The 19,985-nt window shown below is 64.0% G+C and carries 17 protein-coding genes; 8 read left to right on the forward strand and 9 right to left on the reverse strand.

Annotated elements, in window-relative coordinates:
* The first annotated feature begins 47 nt into the window (after positions 1 to 47).
* The 3 genes from A9K71_RS28000 (at position 48) to A9K71_RS28010 (ending at position 3,931) form a co-directional block, all read left to right on the forward strand.
* Positions 48 to 2,558, forward strand: coding sequence for a heavy metal translocating P-type ATPase (locus tag A9K71_RS28000; protein ID WP_067003537.1), 2,511 nt, complete (start codon positions 48 to 50; stop codon positions 2,556 to 2,558).
* Positions 2,559 to 2,602: 44 nt separating this feature from the next.
* Entirely contained in the window at positions 2,603 to 2,992 is a 390-nt protein-coding gene (locus A9K71_RS28005; RefSeq protein WP_067003538.1) for a DUF305 domain-containing protein, read from the forward strand.
* Between the two features lie 93 nt (positions 2,993 to 3,085).
* The gene (locus tag A9K71_RS28010; protein WP_067003540.1) at positions 3,086 to 3,931 is read left to right on the forward strand and encodes an aldo/keto reductase; all 846 of its coding nucleotides are present in this window, start codon (positions 3,086 to 3,088) and stop codon (positions 3,929 to 3,931) included.
* A gap of 27 nt (positions 3,932 to 3,958) precedes the next feature.
* Here A9K71_RS28010 and mutS read toward each other — a convergent pair whose 3' ends face one another.
* Entirely contained in the window at positions 3,959 to 6,682 is a 2,724-nt protein-coding gene (mutS, locus tag A9K71_RS28015) for a DNA mismatch repair protein MutS (RefSeq protein ID WP_245299810.1), read from the reverse strand.
* Positions 6,683 to 6,935: 253 nt separating this feature from the next.
* Here mutS and A9K71_RS28020 point away from each other — a divergent pair, with 253 nt between their 5' ends.
* Positions 6,936 to 9,215: an NADP-dependent malic enzyme gene (locus A9K71_RS28020; RefSeq protein WP_067003543.1), complete on the forward strand. Its 2,280-nt coding sequence runs from the start codon at positions 6,936 to 6,938 to the stop codon at positions 9,213 to 9,215.
* A 194-nt stretch (positions 9,216 to 9,409) separates the two neighbouring features.
* Here A9K71_RS28020 and A9K71_RS28025 read toward each other — a convergent pair whose 3' ends face one another.
* From A9K71_RS28025 to A9K71_RS28035, 3 genes are all read right to left on the reverse strand, one after another.
* Positions 9,410 to 10,582, reverse strand: a complete 1,173-nt coding sequence (locus A9K71_RS28025) for a porin (protein WP_067003545.1) — start codon at positions 10,580 to 10,582, stop codon at positions 9,410 to 9,412.
* Positions 10,583 to 10,966: 384 nt separating this feature from the next.
* Entirely contained in the window at positions 10,967 to 11,569 is a 603-nt protein-coding gene (locus tag A9K71_RS28030; RefSeq protein WP_348627040.1) for an antitoxin Xre/MbcA/ParS toxin-binding domain-containing protein, read from the reverse strand.
* Positions 11,570 to 11,922: 353 nt separating this feature from the next.
* Positions 11,923 to 12,915 (reverse strand): adenosine kinase, encoded by a 993-nt coding sequence (locus A9K71_RS28035; protein WP_067003549.1) that lies wholly within the window; start codon positions 12,913 to 12,915, stop codon positions 11,923 to 11,925.
* Between the two features lie 264 nt (positions 12,916 to 13,179).
* Here A9K71_RS28035 and A9K71_RS28040 point away from each other — a divergent pair, with 264 nt between their 5' ends.
* Together A9K71_RS28040 and A9K71_RS28045 are read left to right on the forward strand one after the other, a co-directional pair.
* A complete protein-coding gene (locus A9K71_RS28040) occupies positions 13,180 to 14,082 on the forward strand; it encodes an EamA family transporter (protein ID WP_067003551.1) in 903 nt (300 codons plus the stop codon).
* A gap of 152 nt (positions 14,083 to 14,234) precedes the next feature.
* On the forward strand, positions 14,235 to 14,954 hold the full coding sequence (locus A9K71_RS28045) for a sulfate transporter family protein (RefSeq protein WP_067003553.1): 720 nt from the start codon (positions 14,235 to 14,237) through the stop codon (positions 14,952 to 14,954).
* 70 nt (positions 14,955 to 15,024) lie between these two features.
* On the opposite strand, the gene A9K71_RS28050 is transcribed toward A9K71_RS28045, so the two are convergent.
* From A9K71_RS28050 to A9K71_RS28070, 5 genes are all read right to left on the reverse strand, one after another.
* The gene (locus A9K71_RS28050) at positions 15,025 to 15,837 is read right to left on the reverse strand and encodes an oxaloacetate decarboxylase (RefSeq protein WP_067003554.1); all 813 of its coding nucleotides are present in this window, start codon (positions 15,835 to 15,837) and stop codon (positions 15,025 to 15,027) included.
* A 74-nt stretch (positions 15,838 to 15,911) separates the two neighbouring features.
* Positions 15,912 to 16,769 carry a hypothetical protein gene (locus A9K71_RS28055; RefSeq protein WP_067003556.1) on the reverse strand — a complete coding sequence of 286 codons (858 nt, stop codon included), beginning with the start codon at positions 16,767 to 16,769 and terminating at the stop codon, positions 15,912 to 15,914.
* 174 nt (positions 16,770 to 16,943) lie between these two features.
* The gene (locus A9K71_RS28060) at positions 16,944 to 17,603 is read right to left on the reverse strand and encodes an HAD family phosphatase (RefSeq protein ID WP_067003558.1); all 660 of its coding nucleotides are present in this window, start codon (positions 17,601 to 17,603) and stop codon (positions 16,944 to 16,946) included.
* Complete coding sequence (gene dut / locus A9K71_RS28065; protein WP_067003560.1) at positions 17,604 to 18,089, reverse strand: dUTP diphosphatase; 486 nt, start codon at positions 18,087 to 18,089, stop codon at positions 17,604 to 17,606.
* 84 nt (positions 18,090 to 18,173) lie between these two features.
* Positions 18,174 to 18,644, reverse strand: a complete 471-nt coding sequence (locus A9K71_RS28070; protein WP_067003562.1) for an Lrp/AsnC family transcriptional regulator — start codon at positions 18,642 to 18,644, stop codon at positions 18,174 to 18,176.
* Between the two features lie 116 nt (positions 18,645 to 18,760).
* On the opposite strand from A9K71_RS28070, the gene A9K71_RS28075 reads away from it, so the two are divergent.
* Entirely contained in the window at positions 18,761 to 19,015 is a 255-nt protein-coding gene (locus A9K71_RS28075) for a DUF6356 family protein (protein WP_067003741.1), read from the forward strand.
* A 16-nt stretch (positions 19,016 to 19,031) separates the two neighbouring features.
* Positions 19,032 to 19,832, forward strand: coding sequence for a class II glutamine amidotransferase (locus A9K71_RS28080; protein WP_067003564.1), 801 nt, complete (start codon positions 19,032 to 19,034; stop codon positions 19,830 to 19,832).
* Positions 19,833 to 19,985 lie beyond the last annotated feature (153 nt).

The following is a 19,985-nucleotide window of genomic DNA, read 5'->3' on the forward strand; positions in this document are numbered from 1 at the left end:
GGAAGGACTACCTCCGCCTCAATCCGAGAGTTCCGAGGCATTTGCTGATGACCCATTCCAACCATAACCATCGTCATGCGCATGGCGCATCCTGCTGTTCGGGGAAGAATGCTCGGCCTGCGGCCGAAGCGGTGATTCGCGACCCCGTCTGCGGCATGGCGGTCGATACGGCGGCCGGCAAGCCGGCGGCCGAGCATGGCGGCAGGACCTTTCATTTCTGCAGCGAGCGCTGCCGCACGAAGTTCCAGGCAGAGCCGGACAAATATCTGACGGCCACCGATCCCGTCTGCGGCATGAATGTCGACCGCGCGAGCGCCAGGCATTTTGCCCGATACGAAGGGCAGGGCTTCTATTTCTGTTCGGCCGGATGCAAGGCCAAGTTCGAAACCGAGCCGGCAAACTATCTTACCGGCCGGCCTGAACCGCAGCCGATGCCTAAGGGCACGCAATACACCTGTCCGATGCATCCCGAGATCATTCGCGACAGGCCCGGCTCCTGCCCGATCTGCGGCATGGCGCTGGAGCCGATGGGCGTGCCGTCCGGCGACGAAGGCCCGAATCCGGAGCTGGTCGATTTCACCCGCCGCTTCTGGGTCAGCGCCGTGCTTTCGCTGCCGCTTCTCATCATCGCAATGGCGCCGATGCTGGGCGTCAGCTTCGAAAGCCTCGTCGACGGCCGCACGAAGACATGGGCAGAACTGGCGCTGGCGAGTCCGGTGGTGCTGTGGGCGGCGTTTCCGTTCTTCCATCGTGGCTGGGAATCGCTGCTCAACCGCAGTCCCAATATGTGGACGCTGATTTCGCTCGGCGTCGGCGCTGCCTATCTCTTCAGCCTTGTCGCGACGCTGTTCCCGGATGTCTTCCCGCACCAGTTTCGCGGCCATGACGGCAGCGTGCCGGTTTATTTCGAGGCGGCCGCGGTCATCGTCGCGCTGGTGTTCCTCGGCCAGGTGCTGGAACTCAGAGCCCGCGAGCGCACGGGCTCGGCCATTCGCGCCTTGCTCGACCTCGCGCCGAAGACGGCGCGCCTGATCGGCGCCGACGGGACCGAAAAGGACGTGCCGCTCGACAGCGTCAAGACCGGGGACAGGCTCCGTATCCGCCCCGGTGACGCCGTTCCGGTCGACGGCATCGTGCTCGAGGGGCGCTCGGCCATCGAGGAATCGATGATCACCGGCGAGCCGCTGCCGGTCGAGAAGTCGGAGGGCGATTCGCTCACCGGCGGCACGCTCAACAAGAACGGCTCCCTCATCATGCATGCCGAAAAGGTCGGCGCCGAGACCACGCTTTCGCGCATCGTCGAAATGGTCGCCAAGGCGCAGCGCTCCCGCGCGCCGATCCAGGGGCTGGCAGATCGCGTTTCCTTTTACTTCGTGCCGGCTGTCGTGCTGGTGGCGATCATCGCCTTCATTGTATGGTCGCTCTTCGGCCCCGAGCCCAGCCTGGCCTTCGCCATCGTGTCGGCGGTGTCGGTGCTGATCATCGCCTGTCCCTGCGCGCTCGGCTTGGCCACGCCGATGTCGATCATGACTGCGACCGGCCGCGGCGCGCATGCCGGCGTGCTGATCAAGGAAGCGGCGGCGTTGGAGCGCTTCGCCTCCGTCGACACACTGATCGTCGACAAGACCGGCACCTTGACCCAGGGCCGGCCGCGGCTGACCGATGTCGTCGCCACCGAAGGCATTGCGGAGAATGAATTGCTGGCGCTCGCCGCGACGCTCGAAAACGGCTCGGAACACCCGCTCGCCGAGGCGATCGTCGAACGTGCCGCCGAACGCGGCGCCAAGCTTGCAGGTGCCGAGGACTTCGAGGCGATAACCGGCAAGGGCGTTGCCGGTACCGTGTCCGGCAGGAAGGTTGCGCTCGGCAATGCGGCGATGATGGCCGACCTCGGCGTCGACACCGCGCCCGTTTCCGCCAGCGCGGAGGCGCTGCAGGCCGAAGGCAAGACGGCGATGTTCGTTGCCGTCGGCGGCAAGCTTGCCGGCCTGGTTGCCGTCGCCGATCCGGTCAAGGCAACCACGGCCGAGGCGATCAAGGCGCTGCACGACAAGGGCTTGAGGATCATCATGGCGACCGGCGACAACGAGCGCACGGCAAAAGCGATCGCGGGCAGGCTCGGCATCGACGAGGTCCGCGCCGGGCTGCTGCCGGATCAGAAGGCGGCACTTGTCGACGAACTGCGCGCCAGGGGCGCCGGCATCGCCATGGCCGGCGACGGCGTCAACGATGCGCCGGCGCTTGCCGGAGCCGATGTCGGCATCGCCATGGGCACCGGCGCGGACGTCGCGGTCGAAAGTGCCGGCATCACGCTGGTCAAGGGCGATCTCAACGGTATCGTCAGAGCCCGCACACTGGCCCAGGCGACGATCCGCAACATTCGCCAGAACCTGTTCTTCGCCTTCCTCTACAACGTGCTCGGCGTGCCAGTCGCCGCCGGAGTGCTCTACCCGCTCACCGGTATGCTTCTGTCGCCGATGATCGCAGCGGCGGCGATGAGCCTGTCGTCGGTCTCGGTGATCGGCAACGCGCTGCGGCTGAGAACGTTGAAACTCTGAGCGACGCCCCCAAATACGACATTCCATTCAACAGGAGATATTGGATGACCTTGGCCAAGAAGATTGTGCTGCTGCTGATGGCGGCGGGAATGCTGATCGCGGTGTTCGTCGAAAGCGTGCCCGCGCAATCGGACGAAATGAAGCACCACATGTCCGGGATGGCCATGGGCGCGGACAGCCCCGCAACCGCTGGCTACAAGGCGGCCATGGACAGGATGCACAAGGACATGATGCTGAACTACACCGGCAATGCCGACGTCGATTTCGTCCGCGGCATGATCCCGCATCACCAGGGAGCCATCGACATGGCCAAGGTGGTGATCGCCAACGGCAAGGACCCGGAAATCCGCAACCTCGCCGAGAACGTCGTCAAGGCGCAGGAAGCCGAGATCAAAAAAATGCAGGATTGGCTTGCCAAGCATCCGGTGAACTAGTTTCCCGCGCCGGAAATCCGGACGAAGGCGAGGACTTCGGCCTGGATTTTCGGCCATGCTTGTGCTGCGATCCAGCCTCACGCGGAGCAGGCCATGTCTTCTAAAATCAGAACCACTTTCCTGCCGTCAGGCGAAGCCGTTCCGGTGCTGGGTCAAGGCACGTGGAAGATGGGTGAGGACGGCCGGCGCCGCGCCGATGAGGTCGCGGCGCTGAGGCTTGGGCTGGATCTCGGCATCACGCTTATCGATACGGCGGAAATGTATGCCGGCGGCGGCGCCGAGGAGGTGGTGGCGGAAGCCATCGCCGGGCGCCGCGACGAGACTTTTCTGGTTTCCAAGGTGCTGCCGTCCAACGCCTCGCGCGCCGGCGTCAAGCGGGCCTGCGAGAACAGTCTGAAACGGCTCGCCACCGACCGCATCGACCTCTATCTGCTGCACTGGCCGGGCAGCGTGCCGCTGTCGGAAACGATCGAAGCCTTCGAGGCCTTGAAGGCGGCCGGCAAGATCCGCCATTGGGGCGTCAGCAATTTTGATACCGACGAGATGGAGGAATTGGTCGGCCTACCCTCCGGCGCCAACGTCCAGACCAACCAAGTCCTCTACAATCTCTCTCGGCGCGGTCCGGAATTCGACCTCGCGCCCTGGAGTCTTGAGCGCGGCATCCCGCTGATGGCCTATTCGCCGGTCGAGCAGGGCGCGCTCGCGCGCAACGCCAGGCTCGATGCCGTTGCTGCCCGCCACAACGCCACGGCGGCACAGGTCGCGCTTGCCTGGGTAATGGCGCAAAAAGGCGTCATCGCCATCCCGAAGGCCAGCCGGCAGGAACACGTCCGCCAGAATGCTGCGGCGCTCGACCTAGTCCTGACGGCGGAAGACCTTGCCGACCTTGACCGCGCCTTTCCGCCGCCGACGCGCAAGCGCGGGTTGGAGATGATCTAGGCGCGCTCGCAATGACGCTGGAAAGCCTTATTTCGCCGCCAGCCCCTTAAGCCAGTAGAGCGCCTCCAGCGCCTCGCGCGGCGTCATTTCGTCGGGGTTGATCGCCCCCAGTGCTTCGCCCAGGACATCGTTCTTCGCCGGCTTCGGCGCTTCGAGCTTCACCGCCACCGAAAACAGCGGCAGATCGTCGACCAGCCGGTTGGTCTTGCCGGAAACCTCGCCTTCCTCGAGCTGGTGCAGCACTTGCTTGGCGCGCGCCACCACCGCTTCCGGCAGTCCGGCGAGCCGAGCCACCTGCACGCCGTACGAACGGTCGGCGGCACCCTTGCCGACCTCGTGCAGGAAGACGACATCGCCTTCCCATTCCTTGACCCGCATGGTGACGTTGGAGAGCCGCGAAAGCTTGCCGGCCAGCGCCGTCATCTCGTGGAAATGCGTGGCGAAGATCGCACGGCAACGGTTCCTCTCATGCAGATATTCGACCGCCGCCCAGGCGATCGACAGACCGTCGAAGGTCGCGGTGCCGCGGCCGATCTCGTCAAGGATGACCAGTGCCCGCTCCCCGGCCTGGTTTAGGATCGCCGCGGTCTCGACCATCTCGACCATGAAGGTCGAGCGGCCGCGCGCGAGATCGTCCGAGGCGCCGACGCGCGAGAACAGCCGGTCGACGACACCGATATGGGCGCTTTCGGCCGGTACGAAGGAGCCGGTCTGGGCAAGGATGGCGATCAGCGCGTTCTGCCTCAGGAAGGTCGACTTGCCGCCCATGTTCGGGCCGGTGAGCAGCCAGATGGCGCCGGCCTTTGCCCCGTTTTCAGGCGAGAGGTCGCAGTCATTGGCGACGAACGGACCTTCGCCTGATCGCCTGAGCGCCTGTTCGACCACCGGGTGGCGGCCGCCGGCAATCTCGAAGGCGAGGCTGGAATCCACGACCGGCCGGCACCAGCCCTCGCTTTCGGACAGCAGCGCCAAGGCCGACGATACGTCGAGGACTGCAAGTGCCTCGGCCCCGGCGCGGATGCTGTCGGCCTCGCTCACCACTTCCGCCGTCAGCCGGTCGAAGGTGGCAAGCTCGATGCTCAGCGCCTTATCGGCGGCATTGGCGATCTTCGATTCCAGCTCCGCCAGTTCCGTCGTTGTGAAACGCATGGCGTTGGCCATCGTCTGGCGATGGATGAAGCGCGCCTTCGCAGCGTCGCTGCCGGTCATGATCGAATGATGGTTGGCGGTCACCTCGATATAGTAGCCGAGCACATTGTTGTGCCGGATCTTCAGCGAGCGGATGCCGGTCTCTTCGATCAACGAGCGCTCCAGCCCGGCGATCACCTTTCGCGACTCATCGCGCAGCGCCCGCATCTCGTCGAGTTCGGCATTGTAGCCTGATCGCACGAAGCCGCCGTCGCGCCTGATGAGCGGCAATTCGTCGTCGATCGCCTCGCTGAGATGGCGGGCGAGCGCCTTGGGCAAGCCATGGATCGCCGCGAGCGCCGCGGCGAGTTCGGCGGGGAGCGGCGTCGTCGCAAACAGTGCGGCGATCGCGCCCGCGGCCTCGAAGCCGGCGCTGAGCGCGCCAAGGTCGCGCGGGCCGCCGCGGTTGAGCGCCAGCCTGGTGAGCGCCCTCGGCATGTCGGCGACACTTTTCAGGCTCGTTCGCAATCCCTGGCAAAGCCGCGCTTCGGCGCGAAAGAACGACACCGAATCCAGCCTAGCGGAAATCAATGCCGGGTCGGTCAGCGGCGCCATCAGCCGGTCGGCGAGCAGTCTCGCCCCGCCCCCGGTCACGGTTCGGTCGATCGCCTTGAACAGCGAGCCTTCGCGGCAGCCGGATAGCGTGCGCAGGAGTTCCAGATTGGCGCGCGTCGCAGGGTCGATGAAAAGCGTCGAGCCGTTCTCCTCGCGCTCGGGCCGCGACAGCGGCGGCCGTTCGGCCTTCTGCGTCTTCTCGACATAGGCGATGGCGCCCGAGATCGCCGACAGCTCGGCACGCGAAAAAGTGCCGAAACTGTCCGGGGTCGCCACCTCGAAGAAGCGGGCGATGCGACCCGTGGCCGACGCCGAATCGAACAGCGATGGCGGCTGCGGGTTGGCGACCCGGCCGAGCACGTCGAAGACCGGCCGCAGCTCCGCGTCATGGAACACCGGCTCGGCGACGATCAGCTCGCGCGGATCGACGCGGAAAATGTCGGCAAGCAGCCGTTCGGCCGAGGTTTCAGCCACCCGAAACGCGCCCGTCGAGATGTCGATCCAGGCAAGCGCGAAACTGCCTTGGCTGGCTGCATTGCCGCCCTTCACTCGCCCCAGCGCCATCAGGAAGCTCGACTCCGAGGGTGCAAGCAGCTTGTCCTCGGTGATGGTGCCCGGCGTGACCAGCCGCACCACGTCGCGGCGCACCACCGATTTCGAGCCACGCTTCTTGGCTTCCGCCGGGTCCTCGATCTGCTCGCACACGGCAACGCGGAAGCCCTGCGCGATCAGCTTCTGCAGATAATCGTCCGCCGCATGCACCGGCACGCCGCACATCGGGATGTCGTGGCCCTGGTGCTTGCCGCGCCGCGTGAGCACGATGCCGAGCGCCTGGCTCGCCTTTTCGGCGTCGTCGAAGAACAGCTCGTAGAAATCGCCCATGCGGTAGAACAGAAGCGAATCCGGGTTCGCCGCCTTGATCTCGATATACTGCTCCATCATCGGCGTGACGCCGCCCATGGTGGGCGCCGGCGTCGTCGTTTCCTGGGCGTCGGTATCGGTCGGCATGTGCATGTTCATGCCCGAACGCTAGCAGATGTGGCAGGGCGGTTTAATGCCGGAGGCTCGAAAAGCAGGGGAAAGCGCGAGCCATGCTGCCACCTCGCCGTCAATCGGTCCGCCGCATTGCCGGCCTTCTGCGTTGAAGCAGCTTCGCCCGGCTTGTCGGTTTACAGTCGCCGCGTGTAGCCTTAATCGGTGGGAACCATAAGCAAGCAGCCGTCCCAAGCGGTGCCGCACAGGCGAGGAAATCAAAAGCATCATGGCCAGGAAAACCGAAAGCAGCGGGCCCTCCGTCAGCGCGCAGGAGGCGCTCGAATTCCACGCCATGGGTCGGCCGGGCAAGCTGGAGATCGTCGCCACCAAGCCGATGGCGACGCAACGCGATCTGAGCCTCGCCTATTCGCCGGGCGTCGCCGTTCCTGTGCGCGCAATCGCGGAGGATCCAAGCCGCGCCTTCGACTACACGACGCGCGGCAACATGGTCGCCGTCATCTCCAACGGCACCGCAATCCTCGGTCTTGGCAATCTCGGCGCCCTGGCCTCGAAGCCGGTCATGGAAGGCAAGTCGGTGCTGTTCAAGCGCTTCGCCGATGTCGATTCGATCGACCTCGAAGTGGCGACCGAGGACGCCGACGAATTCATCAACTGCGTGCGCTTCCTCGGACCTTCCTTCGGCGGCATCAATCTCGAGGACATCAAGGCGCCGGAATGCTTCATCATCGAGCAGCGGCTCCGCGAGCTGATGGACATCCCCGTCTTCCACGACGACCAGCACGGCACCGCCATCATCTCGGCCGCCGGGCTCATCAACGCGCTGGAGATCACCGGCCGAGACATGAAGACCGCGAAAATGGTCTGCAACGGCGCGGGCGCAGCGGGCATCGCCTGTATCGAATTGATGAAGGCGATGGGTTTTTCGCCGGAAAATATCATCCTGTGCGACACCAAGGGCGTGGTCTTCCAGGGCCGCACCGAAGGCATGAACCAGTGGAAGTCGGCGCATGCGGTCAAGACCGAGGCGCGCTCGCTCGCCGAGGCGCTTGACGGCTGCGACGTTTTCCTCGGGCTCTCGGCCAAGGGCGCGCTGACCCCCGCCATGGTGCAGTCGATGGCCAAGAACCCGATCATCTTCGCCATGGCCAATCCGGATCCGGAGATCACGCCCGAGGAAGTCGGCGAGATCCGCACCGACGCCATCATGGCGACCGGCCGCTCGGATTACCCGAACCAGGTCAACAATGTGCTGGGTTTCCCTTACATCTTCCGCGGCGCGCTGGATGTCAGGGCGACCACCATCAATGACGAGATGAAGATCGCCGCCGCACGCGCCCTGGCCGAGCTGGCGCGCCAGGACGTGCCCGACGACGTCGCCGCCGCCTATCAGGGCAACCGGCCGAAATTCGGCCCCAACTACATCATCCCGGTGCCGTTCGATCCGCGCCTGATCTCGGCGATCCCGCTTGCCGTGGCCAAGGCCGCGATGGAGTCCGGCGTCGCCCGCAAGCCGATCCTCGATCTCGACCGCTACGCGCATGAGCTCTCCGCCCGCCGCGATCCGATCGCCTCGACCTTGCAGCGCATCTACGACCGCGTCCGCCGCCAGCCCAAGCGCATCGTCTTCGCCGAAGGCGAGGAGGAGCAGGTGATGCGCGCCGCCGTCTCCTACGTGAACCAGAGGCTGGGCACGGCGATCCTGCTCGGCCGCGACGACGTCATCAAGGAGAATGCCCGCAACGCCGGCATCGAGCTCAACAAACAAGGCCTCGAGATCATCAATGCCAGGCTGTCGCGCCGCAATGGGATCTACACCGACTATCTCTACGAACGTATGCAGCGCAAAGGCTACCTGTTCCGCGACTGTCAGCGCCTGATCAACAACGACCGCAACCATTTCGCCGCCTGCATGGTGGCGCTGGGCGACGCCGACGGCATCGTTACCGGCGTGACCCGCAACTATTCCACCGCGCTCGACGACGTGCGCCGCGTCATCGACGCCAAGCCAGGCCACCGCGTGATCGGCGTCTCGATCGTGCTGGCAAGGGGCCGCACCGTGCTGGTTGCCGACACCGCGGTGCACGACATGCCGAATGCCGAGCAGATCGCCGACATCGCCGAGGAGGCGGCCGGGTTTGCCCGCCGCATGGGCTACGAGCCGAGGATTGCGATGCTCGCCTACTCCACTTTCGGTCATCCGCAGGGCGAGCGCTCCGAGCGCGTGCAGGAAGCGGTGCGCATCCTCGATAAGCGCCGCGTCGACTTCGAATATGACGGCGAGATGGCCGCCGACGTGGCGCTGAACCCGCGCGCCATGGCGCAGTACCCGTTCATCAGGCTGACCGGTTCGGCCAATGTGCTGGTGATGCCCGCCTTCCACTCGGCCTCGATCTCGACCAAGATGCTGCAGGAACTCGGCGGCTCGACCGTCATCGGCCCGCTGCTGGTCGGTCTGAACAAGCCGGTGCAGATCGTCTCGCTCAACGCCAAGGACTCAGACATCGTCAACATGGCGGCGATCGCGGCCTATACGGCGGGGAACTAATGCATGTCGCCCAGCAGTATGCTCGGTTCTGGGACAACGACATGCATCAAATCAAAGGACTTGAAGCGCGTCGTCTGAATCCGTTTCAGCGCGACACGCTTTAAGGCGCGATTTGCACGGGACCTTCGCCGACCCGAAGGCAAAAAGGCCCGCGGCGGACGCCGCGGGCCTTTTCAGTAGGTTGGGAGGTCCGATCAGAACGAGCGCTGGAAGCGGAGGATACCGCCGAGGCTGCTCTTTTTGTTGGCCTTGGTCCAATCGTTGAAGTCGGCGTCGCCGAATTTGCCAGCGTTGAGGTAATCGACTTCGGCCGTGACCGTGAAGCCGGGCACGACGGTATAGGCAACGTTGGCGGCGACACCCAGGTTCTTCCATTCGTCATACGAGATCTGGGCGTTGAACGCGGTCTTGTCGTTGAACTTGTAGGTGCCACCGCCCCAGATTGCCCAGTTGCCGCCCCACTGCTTGTAGAAGCCGCGACCGCTGGCATCGATGGCGTTGCCGGCATTGTCATTGAGGTTGTCGTCGGTGCCGTAGCCGCCCATGACGAACAACGTCAGTTCCTTGCTGACATTGACGTCCAAGCGAACCTTGCCGGCGACTTCCTCGTAATTGCTGTCATAGGCGACGACGCCGGTGACCGCACCCCAGTCGCCCTTGTACTTCACGCCGCCGACGACATGCGGAACATAGCTGTCGATGGTGCCGACCCTGCCAGCGCCTTCTTCGAGCGAGACCAACCCAGTGAAGCCGTTGCCTGCATCGAAATAGTACTGAACGACGTTGCTCTCCTGGCCGCCATACGGGACCAGCGTATCCTGGATGACGGCGCCGGCATAACCGATGAACGTATCGAAAGCCGTATCGTCCTTACCGACGCGGAGACCACCGAGCTGGATCCAGGCGAAGCGCAGCGAGAGCGCTTTGTTACGGCCCTGCCAATCGTCCGCATTTGAAGCGTTCTGATTGAGAAAGTCGCCGTTGCTGTTGCCGTAATTGAAGCGGGTCTCGGTGTAGGTCTTGAGGGTACCGAGTTCGGTTTCCTGACCGGTCCAGGTCTTCAGCGTGAAGCGGGTGTTCTTATAGAAACTCGAATGCGTGCCGCCGGCGTCCTGATGGTCTGGCACATGGTTGACACCGTCGAGGGAACCGACATCGCCGACGCCGATGTCGTAGCGGACGTAGCCTCCGATGCGCAGGCAGGTCTCGGTGCCGGGGATGTAGAAGTAACCCGCGCCGTAGACGTCGCAGATCTTGACGTATTCGGCCGGTTCCGGCTCGGCGACGGTGACCGCGTCGGCGGCGCGGGCGCCCGAAACTGCGACCAGGGCCGCAGCGGAGCCCAGTAGAAGGCTCTTGATGTTCATTTTCTTGAATCTCCAGTCAAAGGTTCAAGACAGGTTTGCGTATGACCCCACAGGCTCCGCTGCCCCTGTCCCCATCGTTGAAAAAGTCGCGCACCGGCGCCGCTTCTTCGCCCTCGACATGACCTAACTGGCTGTCGTTAACAACAGAGATTGTGTCTGAAAAACGCCTTTTGGACTCTTACGGAAGTCTTGTTGCGCAAATATCACGTCACATATTTGAAAGAATGGCACATATTGCACAATATATACGTTAGAGACGATATTTTTGACTTTGAAATGTCCCATATGTGCCATTTATTACGGTTTTATGACAAATGTATAACCGCCTAATGACTCTTGAGGCGGCGCACAAAAACGTGGACCAGCATCCGTGAAAATGGGGGATCAGGACAGGTTGCGCGCGACGCGAACCACATCCTCGATCATGTCCTCGCGCAGCATTTCGATGGGGGTGCGGCCATCGAGCTCGGGGGAAGGCCGGGTCAGCCAGAACCAAGCCAGCCTCGGATTGGTGATGGCTGCCAACACCTCGCCTATACCCGGGGCCGGCCTGCCGTCGACGAACTGGGCGAGCGGGAAGACATGCTTGCGGCCGCCTTTGCGCAGCGCGACGACCTCACCGCGCCTTTGCCAGCGGTGCAGCGTCGAGCGAGGTATGCGGAACTTCTCTTCCAGATAGGTCGAACCTGCGACCTCGCCGGCCCAGTCTTCTATCAGCATCGACTGCAGCTCGGAGACCAGCTCGGCAAAGGGCCGGGCGATGGGCTTGCCGGCCCCGATCTTCGGATTTTCGTCCCTGCTGCCTGCGTCGCGCAGCTCGGCGCGCGCGATCTTCTCCGCCATCGCGCGGAAGAATTCGGAGGCGAGCCCGGTCCAACTGCCCTTGAAGGAGGTGATGGCAAGCCGCTGCGCCTGCGGCAGGAACGGAAGGGCGGCGGCAACACCGCCGGCCATCGCGGCGGCGCAGATCAGCGACTCCGCGTCCATTAGGACGCCATGCTGAATCAAAGCCTGTCGCACAGCCTCGGCCACAAGTCCGGCCAAGGCGTCTTGCGAAATTCCTTCAGGCGGATTCTGAAATCTGGTCATGCATCTGTCTTGCGCGCCGCGCGCTCCTCCCAAACTGTGCCGTCTTGAACGGCTACAGCGGAAAGCGGCAATCGCAATGGTGACGGACGCAGCGACCGTGAAGGTTGCTGTCTTGCATTTTTGACACCCCAACTGCTGCGGGCGTCCCGAAATGTCAGTCGCGGAACGCCCAATGTGCCTCTAGGAGCGATCTATGACAGCGGCGCGACAGACGGGTTCATTTGGCACCCGACCGGGATGACGCAGCGGAACTAAAGCAGGCCCGCCTGTTCCGCTTCGCGGCGCAGATTCTGGCGCGGCCGCGGACCGATCTGCTGGATCACCAGCCCGGCCGCAAGCGAGCCGAGGTCGCCGCAATCCTGGAGGCTGCGTCCGGTCGTGTATCCATAGAGGAAACCGGCGGCATAGAGGTCGCCCGCGCCGGTCGTGTCGACCAGTTCCTTGATCGTGGTCGCGCGGATAGTGACGGTCTCGTCGCCGCGCACGATCACCGAGCCCTTTTCCGAGCGAGTGACGGCGGCGATCTTGCAATCCTTGCGTATCGCCGCCAGCGCGTCCTCGAAGGAAGCGGTCTGGTAGAGCGACTTGATCTCGTGGCTGTTGGCGAAGACGATGTCGACCGTGCCGGAGCGCATCAGATCGAGGAACTCGTCGCGGTAGCGGTCGACACAGAAGGAATCCGACAGCGTCATCGACACTTCGCGCCCCGCCGCATGCGCCAGCCTCGCGGTCTGCCGGATCGCTTCCTTGGCGCGCGGCGGATCCCACAGATAACCCTCGAAATAGGTGACCTTGGCGCCGGCCGCCTTGTCGGCCTCGACGTCCTCCGGCCCCAGCTCGACGCAGGCGCCGAGATAGGTGTTCATCGAGCGCTCGCCGTCCGGCGTGACGAAGATCATCGAGCGAGCCGTCGGCGGCTCGCCTTGCAGTGGCTTGGTGTCGAAGGCCACGCCCTGGGCGCGGATATCATGGCTGTAGATGTCGCCGAGCGCATCGTTCGACACCTTGCCGAAAAAGGCGGCGCGGCCGCCGAAGCTCGCCACGCCCGCCGCCGTGTTGCCGGCGCTACCGCCTGAAGCTTCGATCGCCGGTCCCATGCGGCTGTAGAGCAGCTCGGCGCGCCTGGTGTCGATGAGGTTCATCGCGCCCTTGATGATGCCGTTGGTTTCCAGAAAGGCCTCGTCGCATTGCGCGATGATGTCGACAATGGCATTGCCGATGCAAAGCGCGTCATATTCCGGCATCAATGTCTCCGCCAACGATTGTCCGGCTTTCTGCCACGCCGGCCGCGCGCGGGTCTAGCGGCTCGCAGCCGCTTTGCCTACCCCGAAAATCGGCACCGGTTTCCGCTTCGCCGACTTTCGGTCGGTTGCTGCGGCAGCCGTCGCGCCGAACTGGACCATATCGTTAGAGGCGACGGCGGCTATGGTTGGAGCGTCATCGAAACATCTAAGCCGTGGTGTGAGCTAGAGCGGACCGTCGAAACAGGCTGAAGGCGCGAAACGACCATGTCCGATAAGACCGAGATGACGACCGAGCTGGCGCTGCTTGGCCTGCTGGCGGCGCTGTGGGGTGCCTCCTATACCTTCATCAAGATCGGCGTCGAGACGATCCCGCCGGTGACCTTCATCGCCGGGCGCACGCTGATCGCCGGCGGCATTCTGCTTGGCCTCATCCGCTGGCGCGGCCTTGTCATGCCGCCGGGCGTGGTCATGTGGCGCCGCTTCATGTTCCAGGCCTGCCTCAACAGCGTCATCCCGTTCACGCTGATCGCCGCCGCCGAACGTTCGATCGACGCCGGCCTTGCCACGATCCTCAACGCCACGTCGCCGATCTTCACCTTTCTGCTGACGGCGCTGATCACCCGCCACGAGCCGGTGACATTGCGCAAGCTGGTCGGCGTCGGCGCCGGCATCGCCGGCATTTGCCTCATCGTCGGCACCGAGGCGCTGGGCGGCATCGGCCATCAGCTCTGGGCGCAGCTTGCGGTCGTCGCCGCCACCGTCTGCTATGCCGGCGCCGCCATTTTCGGCCGCAATTTCAGAGGGCTCGACCCGATGGTGCCGGCCGCCGGCTCGATGATCTGCGGCGCCGTGATCCTGATTCCCTTGAGCCTCGTCTTCGACCGACCCTGGACGTTGACGCCGTCGACGGCGTCGATTCTGGCGCTCTTCGGGCTTTCGGTCTTCTCCACCGCGCTCGCCTTTTCGATCTTCTTCCGGCTCATCCACACGCTGGGCTCGGTCGGCACCACCTCGCAGGCCTATCTGCGCGTGCCGATCGGCGTCGGCATCGGCGCCGTCTTTCTGGGCGAAAGCCTCGGGCCGAGCGCCTGGTTCGGCATGGGCTTCGTCGTCGTTGGCGTCGCGGCGATGACCATTCCGGCCAGACAGGCCAAGCTTGCGCAATAATGCATGTCGCCCAAAAGTGCATGGCGGTTTTGGGAGAACGACATGCATCGAGACAAAACCTAAGGCGCGTCGACGCGACGCGCTTAGTTGCGCCGCTTAGCAAGCCCGCCTATCTCGGGATCGTCGCTCCTCTGTAAGGGCTTGGACCTGCCGTGATCCTCGACGCCGCCCGCGCTGCCGCCAGCCGGCTGTTCTCACCTGAATTCCGCTCCGTCTTCCTGAAGACGCTGGGCCTGACGCTGCTCGCCTTGGTGGCGCTGTGGTTCGGCATCGAGAGCCTGCTCGAATGGCTGGCATGGCCGTGGCTGCAGACATTTGTACCCGGCCTGCCGTCCTGGGCAGGATGGCTGAGCGGCATCATCGCCGGCATCCTGTTGGCAATGGGCATGGCGCTGCTCGTGGCACCCGTGACGGCGATCGTCGCAGGGTTGTTCCTCGACGATATCGCCGAGGTGGTCGAGCGCACCGACTATCCCGGCGATCTGCCCGGCCGCGCCGTGCCGGTGCTGCAGTCGATGGCGCTGGCGATAAAATTCTTTGGCGTCGTGATCCTCGGCAACATCGTCGCCCTGCTGCTGCTCCTGGTGCCGGGCATCAACCTCGCCGCCTTCTTCATCGTCAACGGCTATCTGCTGGGCCGCGAATTCTTCGAGTTCGCCGCCATGCGCTTCCGCCCCGAGGCCGAAGCCAAGGCGCTGCGCCGGAAGTATGCGGGCACGGTATTCCTGGCCGGACTGCTGATCGCGGTCTTCCTTGCCGTGCCGCTGCTCAACCTTTTGACCCCGCTCTTTGCCGCCGCCATGATGGTGCATCTGCACAAGGCGGTTTCGGCGCGGGACCCGGTCCAGCGCAATTTCAGGAAAAGCGCGTAGCGGTTTTTCGTCCGGAAATGCGCAACAAGGGGATAGAGCGGTTCGGTGTTTCCGTGAAACGCTGAACGCCCTAATCCTGCTCGGTACCGCCCCCGCGGAACAGCGCCTGCAGCTTGCCGAACGGCATCGCCGAACGGGTGAAGCCGAAGGTGCCGTCCTGCTGGATTTCCCGCGCAGCGGTTTCCAGCATGCCAAAGGCGAAATTCGTCAGCCATGGCCCGAGCGAGACGCGTTTGACCCCGGCCGCGGCAAGGTCGGCCACGGTGAAGCCGGGCCGCGCCATGACGTTGACCGGCTTGCTGACCGCGGAGCAGACCGTCTGCACGGTGTCGATGTCGCTCAGGCCCGGCGCGTAGAGCACGTCGGCGCCGGCTTTCTCGAAAGCCTGCAGACGCTTGATCGTGTCGTCGAGATCGGTCTTGCCCCAAAGGAAATTCTCGGCCCGCGCGGTGAAGACGAAATCGTGCTTCAAGGCGCGCGCCGCCTCGGCGGCCGCGGCGACGCGTTCGACTGCATGCGAGAACTCGTAGATCGGATTCTCTGGGTCGCCGGTATGGTCCTCGATCGAGCAACCGGCAAGGCCGGCGGCTTCCGCCGCGAAGATGGTTTCTGCGGCCTGCTCGGCGCTGTCGCCCTTGCCGCGCTCGAGATCGGCCGAAACCGGCAGATCGGTTGCCGCCGTCACTTCGCGGCAATGGTGGATCATGGCCTCGAACGTCACGGCGCCGTCGGGCAGGCCGCGCGAGAAGGCGAAGCCGGCGCTGGTCGTGGCCAGCGCCTTGAAGCCGAAGGAAGCCAAAAGCTTGGTCGTGCCGACATCCCAGGGATTGGGCATGACGAAGGTCGAGGCGTGCAGATCGCGAAAAATCTTGCCCTTGTCCATGGCGGGTCCTCAATCATGGGTCGTGCGGGGAATTTATCGCGGTCGCCCCGCTCGGGCAAACGAATGCGCTCGGCTCAGAAGCGTTTCTCGTTCTCTGCTGACAACCTTTTGAGGGCGTCTGAACCCGCCACGTAGCGCGACGTTTTCTTATCCCAATGATAGATGGCTGAAATGTCCTTCGAGGACGCCTCGGGCGCCTCATCGTCGCAGCTTTCGCCGCTTGGTATCGTGGCGTCGGTCACCGTCACCTTGATGGCTGCATGCGCCCGGCCGTCGGCAACGGCCTTAAAAGCGATGTCCTGCTTGCGGCTGTAGGTGCATAGCCTTTCATCGAACGTGTAGATCATGTCGATCAGTTCGAACTTGTCGTTGCGCACCATGATCAACGGCGTGATCACATAGCCCTGGCTCGAATTGAAATGCGTGCTCATGGTGATGAGGATATCGTCACCGGCGCCGACCGACAGTTTGTTCGGTTCGCGAAAATAGGTGCTGCGATCGACGGCGACATTGACCGCGTCGAGCAGCGCCGGCTTGCCGCCGGTCAGATCGTAGAGCGCCAGCATCGCATAGCCCTCGGCGCTGTCGGGAGAGTCGCCGAGATCGAACAGCATGGTCAGCCGGTCCTTGCCGCCGGCCTTTATGGCAAGCACCGCAGCATTGGGCAGGCTTGACGTTTCAGGCGGCGAGCCACCGCTGTCCGGACCGGCGACGTGGCGCATTTCGATCGGCAAGCCGCCGCGGTAGAAGCCGTCGGCGTTCAACGCCAGATCGGGGATGACCATCCTGGCGAGGTCGAGATAGGTGACGTCCTTGTGGCCCGGGATGGCGCTGGCAAAGTCCGGAAAGCTGACATTCTCCGCGCTCGCCGGGCCCCAAAGCCATGACAGAAGCACAAGAGCGAGGGCGAGGCGAAGCAGGGTGGATTTCATGGGGTGGGAGCCGCCGGCTGTTTGACGGCTGCACGCTAGCACGGAAGATTTCGCCGAACAGCCCGGAGCAATTCCAGGAAGAATGTGAAACAGTTTTCCGTCCGGAATTGCGTAAAAACAAGTAGCTGGAGCGGGTCGGCAATTCGACGAAAGCGGAATCGCTCCAGTGTCCGATCAAAGGATCGGCAACAGTCCTGCGAGGTCGCGCATGTCGTCGAACAGGACGCCGCCGGCTTCCGCCAGCCCGTCGCGGTCCGAGAATGGATCGGCGTGATAGGAAAACACGCGCATGCCGGCGGCAATGCCGGCCTGAGTGCCGGCGACGCTGTCCTCGATGACGATGCAGTCGGCCGGCGCGAAGCCCATCGTCTTTGCCGCATGCAGGAAAAGGTCCGGGAACGGCTTGCCGCGCCCGACCATGGTCGAGGAAAACATGGCGTGCTCGAACAGCGGCAACAAGCCGGTCTGCCCGAGCGTGATATGCATCTTCGAAACCCGCGCCGACGAGGCGACGCAATAGGCAATACCGGCGGCGCGCACCTTTTCGATGAAATCGCGCACGTGAGGGATCGCCTCGACGCCATGCGCGAATAGATCCGGCAGGCCGGCGTTCCAGCGTTCGACGAAGTCGGCGCCGAGCCGGGCCTCGGTCGCCTCTTCGATCTCTTTCTGCACCGAGGCCATGCTGCGGCCCGAGAAGGTCTTGCGGCAATATTCGAATGTGGTTTGAAAGCCCGCTTCACAAAGCCAGTCGGCGAGGCGCCGATTGGCAAGGTTCTCGGTGTCGACCAGAACCCCGTCGCAATCGAAGATGACCAGTTTTGGGACTTGCATTTAGGCGGTGCCGGTCGATCCGAAACCGCCGGCGCCGCGCGCCGTGCCGCCGGCGAGCGCCCGTTCTTCGCTGGCCACCTGCGTGACTGCCGCAAACACGATCTGCGCGATCCGCATGCCGCGCGTCACCGCGAAGTCCTCATCGCCAAGATTGACGAGCAGCACTTTCACCTCGCCGCGGTAATCGCTGTCGATGGTGCCGGGCGTGTTGAGCACGGTCAGCCCATGTTTGAAGGCGAGGCCGGAGCGCGGCCGCACCTGGCCTTCCATGCCTTCCGGGATTTCCACGATCAGCCCGCTCGGCACCAGCGCGCGTTTTCCGGGCAGGATAAGCAGCGGCCGGTCTTCCGGCACCGCGGCTCGCAGGTCCATCCCGGCCGCGCCCGCGCTTTCATAGGTCGGCAGCGGCAAGCCCTCGCCATGCGGAAGCCTGACGAAACCGACGGTGGGGCCGATGACGGAGGAAGGATAGACAGCCGTGCGCATGAGCCCATTCCTATCGGCGCGGCTGCCGATTCGGTCAACCCGGCCGCGACGCTATCAACGCCTTTCTTTCAATGCGGTTCCGCGTCAGCGCAACTCCACCGGAACGACGGTCGTCTCCTTGATCTCCTCCATGACGAAGGAAGCGGAGACGTCCGACAGCGGCACCTTGGCGATCAGCCGCTGATAGAGCCTGTCATAGGCTTTCACGTCGGCGACGCGGGCTCTCAGCACATAGTCGAGGTCGCCCGACATGCGGTAGACGCCGGTGATCTCGGCAAAGCCCGTCACCGCCGCCCGGAACTTTTGCAGCCAGTCCGGGTCGTGGTTCGACGTGCGGATCAGGATGAACACCGAAAGCCCGAGTCCAAGCTTGTCGGCATCGACCAGCGCCACGCGCCCGGTAATGACGCCCTCCTCCTCCAGCCGCTTCACGCGCCGCCAGCAGGCGTTGCGGGACAAGGCCACGCGCTCCGACAACTGGTCGACGGAAAGCGTGCCGTCGCGCTGCAGTTCGGCCAGCAATCTCCGATCAGTTTCGTCGATATCATATGCCATTCTTGGGATAAATGTCCCAAAATAGGGCTAGACACAAGGACAATTTGGGATCGATGAACCCTCAACTCGTGGCAGGATACTCAATACCGGGGCTCATCCCGGCAGAAGGGATCACCATGACGACGCGGTTTTCGGCGCTCTTTACGTCTCACCCGGCCAAGGTTGGCGAAACCTATTTCGGCCACATGGCCTTCGCCGCCTGGTTCTGCTCCCGCCTGTCGATGGCCGCGGGCGCCGCCCTCGTTCACGCTTTCTTGCCATTTCTGTTCGAGACTACCGCCAGCCGAATCGTCCGTGAGCTCTATGAGCGCACGAACAACAGAGGCTCACACGCGGTGAAGGAGCCTCAGGCTCTGATGGATCGCGCCTGATAAATGGTGGAATGCGATGTGCCGGTGGGCGGCCTATCTCGGTGAAGCGGTCTTCCTCGAAGACATCGTCACCGCGCCCTGCCACTCGCTGATTGCCCAGAGCCACTGCGCCCAGGAGGCCAAGTCGCCGACCAATGGCGACGGTTTTGGCCTCGCCTGGTATGGCGACCGTCCCGAGCCCGGCCTTTACCGCGATATCCTGCCGGCCTGGTCGGACCCCAATCTGAAAAGCCTCTGCCGGCAGATCAAATCAGGCCTGTTCCTCGCTCATGTGCGCGCCTCCACCGGCGGCGCGACCAGCCGCATGAACTGCCATCCCTTCGTCTCCAGCCGCTGGTCGTTCATGCATAACGGCCAGATCGGCGGCTTCGAGAAGATCCGCCGCGCGCTTGAGAATTCGCTGTCGGATGCTGTCTTCGACCAGCGCGAAGGGACGACTGATTCCGAACTCTTCTTCCTGCTGATGCTCGACGAAGGCCTGTCCGCCGACCCGCAAGGCGCGGTAGCCCGCGCCACCAGCCGCGTTCTCGAGGCTTCGCGCCACGCCGGTCTCGAACCCTCCCTGAAGCTGACAGCGGCATTTTCCGATGGCGAGGCGCTCTACGCCGTGCGCTACGCCACCGACGGCCAGGCGCCAACGCTCTATACCGGCGCATTCGCGAGCCGCGCCGGCCGCTGCATCGTCTCCGAACCGTTCGACCGCGACGGCGGCGAATGGCAGGCGATTCCGCCGTCGAGCTTTGTCACCATGACAAGGGACGGCACAAACATCCGGCCGTTCGCGCCGACCGTTGCTAAGTTCGCGTTGGCCGTCTAGCTCCAAACGTAGCGAAGGTCGCGGGACAGCGCCGCCCTGACCACAGGTGGGCGCAATTTCGATCAAGCACCGCTGTCCTAACAATGCTGAATTCGGCTTGAAGCCGCGGTCTCATCCGCCATGTTCAAGGCGCAGCGCGGCAAGCAGCCGGAG

The organism is Mesorhizobium sp. WSM3873, from assembly GCF_001672445.1.
Classification (GTDB): domain Bacteria; phylum Pseudomonadota; class Alphaproteobacteria; order Rhizobiales; family Rhizobiaceae; genus Mesorhizobium.

Bases quoted from the DNA above. Each gene is read 5' to 3' on its own strand.
- A9K71_RS28000 (WP_067003537.1), top strand. From the start codon at position 48: ATGACCCATTCCAACCATAACCATCGTCATGCGCATGGCGCATCCTGC.
- A9K71_RS28005 (WP_067003538.1), top strand. From the start codon at position 2,603: ATGACCTTGGCCAAGAAGATTGTGCTGCTGCTGATGGCGGCGGGAATG.
- A9K71_RS28010 (WP_067003540.1), top strand. From the start codon at position 3,086: ATGTCTTCTAAAATCAGAACCACTTTCCTGCCGTCAGGCGAAGCCGTT.
- mutS (WP_245299810.1), bottom strand. From the start codon at position 6,682: ATGCCGACCGATACCGACGCCCAGGAAACGACGACGCCGGCGCCCACC.
- A9K71_RS28020 (WP_067003543.1), top strand. From the start codon at position 6,936: ATGGCCAGGAAAACCGAAAGCAGCGGGCCCTCCGTCAGCGCGCAGGAG.
- A9K71_RS28025 (WP_067003545.1), bottom strand. From the start codon at position 10,582: ATGAACATCAAGAGCCTTCTACTGGGCTCCGCTGCGGCCCTGGTCGCA.
- A9K71_RS28030 (WP_348627040.1), bottom strand. From the start codon at position 11,569: ATGGACGCGGAGTCGCTGATCTGCGCCGCCGCGATGGCCGGCGGTGTT.
- A9K71_RS28035 (WP_067003549.1), bottom strand. From the start codon at position 12,915: ATGCCGGAATATGACGCGCTTTGCATCGGCAATGCCATTGTCGACATC.
- A9K71_RS28040 (WP_067003551.1), top strand. From the start codon at position 13,180: ATGTCCGATAAGACCGAGATGACGACCGAGCTGGCGCTGCTTGGCCTG.
- A9K71_RS28050 (WP_067003554.1), bottom strand. From the start codon at position 15,837: ATGGACAAGGGCAAGATTTTTCGCGATCTGCACGCCTCGACCTTCGTC.
- A9K71_RS28055 (WP_067003556.1), bottom strand. From the start codon at position 16,769: ATGAAATCCACCCTGCTTCGCCTCGCCCTCGCTCTTGTGCTTCTGTCA.
- A9K71_RS28060 (WP_067003558.1), bottom strand. From the start codon at position 17,603: ATGCAAGTCCCAAAACTGGTCATCTTCGATTGCGACGGGGTTCTGGTC.
- dut (WP_067003560.1), bottom strand. From the start codon at position 18,089: ATGCGCACGGCTGTCTATCCTTCCTCCGTCATCGGCCCCACCGTCGGT.
- A9K71_RS28070 (WP_067003562.1), bottom strand. From the start codon at position 18,644: ATGGCATATGATATCGACGAAACTGATCGGAGATTGCTGGCCGAACTG.
- A9K71_RS28075 (WP_067003741.1), top strand. From the start codon at position 18,761: ATGACGACGCGGTTTTCGGCGCTCTTTACGTCTCACCCGGCCAAGGTT.
- A9K71_RS28080 (WP_067003564.1), top strand. From the start codon at position 19,032: ATGTGCCGGTGGGCGGCCTATCTCGGTGAAGCGGTCTTCCTCGAAGAC.